The 1,399-nt window shown below is 56.8% G+C and carries 1 rRNA gene; it reads left to right on the forward strand.

The features are described 5' to 3' along the window. Positions 1–1,390 (forward strand): 23S ribosomal RNA (locus ACIBST_RS48905); the annotation flags it as partial. Positions 1,391–1,399 lie beyond the last annotated feature (9 nt).

Consider the following 1,399-nt stretch of genomic DNA (forward strand, 5'->3'; position numbering starts at 1 on the left):
CCTGAGATGTGATGCCGAGCCGATTGTGGTGAAGTGGATGATCCTATGCTGCCGAGAAAAGCCTCTAGCGAGTGTTGTGGCGGCCCGTACCCTAAACCGACTCAGGTGGTCAGGTAGAGAATACTAAGGCGATCGGGTGAACTGTGGTTAAGGAACTCGGCAAATTGCCCCCGTAACTTCGGGAGAAGGGGGACCTCTGCTGGTGATGAGTCTTGCACTCGGAGCTGGTGGGGGTCGCAGTGGCCAGGGGGAAGCGACTGTTTACTAAAAACACAGGTCCGTGCGAAGTCGTAAGACGATGTATACGGACTGACGCCTGCCCGGTGCCGGAACGTTAAGGGGACCGCTTAGTTGTGGTAACACAGCGAAGGTGAGAACTTAAGCGCCGGTAAACGGCGGTGGTAACTATAACCATCCTAAGGTAGCGAAATTCCTTGTCGGGTAAGTTCCGACCTGCACGAATGGCGTAACGACTTCCCCGCTGTCTCAACCGCAGACCCGGCGAAATTGCACTACGAGTAAAGATGCTCGTTACGCGCAGCAGGACGGAAAGACCCCGGGACCTTCACTACAGCTTGACATTGGCGTTTGGAGCGTCTTGTGTAGGATAGGTGGGAGACTGGGAAGCTCGGACGCTAGTTCGGGTGGAGTCATTGGTGAAATACCACTCTGGTCGTTTTGAACGTCTAACTCTGGTCCGTGATCCGGATCGGGGACAGTGTCTGGTGGGTAGTTTAACTGGGGCGGTTGCCTCCTAAAGGGTAACGGAGGCGCCCAAAGGTTCCCTCAGCCTGGTTGGCAATCAGGTGTTGAGTGTAAGTGCACAAGGGAGCTTGACTGTGAGACTGACGGGTCGAGCAGGAGCGAAAGCTGGGACTAGTGATCCGGCATCGGCGTGTGGAAGCGGTGTCGCTCAACGGCTAAAAGGTACCCCGGGGATAACAGGCTGATCTTCCCCAAGAGTCCATATCGACGGGATGGTTTGGCACCTCGATGTCGGCTCGTCGCATCCTGGGGCTGGAGTAGGTCCCAAGGGTTGGGCTGTTCGCCCATTAAAGCGGTACGCGAGCTGGGTTTAGAACGTCGCGAGACAGTTCGGTCCCTATCCGCTGCGCGCGCAGGAGACTTGAAAGGGGCTGTCCCTAGTACGAGAGGACCGGGACGGACGAACCTCTGGTGTGCCAGTTGTACCGCCAGGTGCACGGCTGGTTGGCTACGTTCGGAAGGGATAACCGCTGAAAGCATCTAAGCGGGAAGCTCGCCTTGAGATGAGGTCTCCCACCACGTGAGTGGGTAAGGCTCCCGGTAGACGACCGGGTTGATAGGCCGGAGGTGGAAGCATGGTAACGTGTGGAGCTGACCGGTACTAATAGGCCGAGGACTTGACCTCAAAGCTTTT

The organism is Nonomuraea sp. NPDC049684, from assembly GCF_044465345.1.
In the GTDB taxonomy this organism is placed as follows: Bacteria; Actinomycetota; Actinomycetes; order Streptosporangiales; family Streptosporangiaceae; genus Nonomuraea.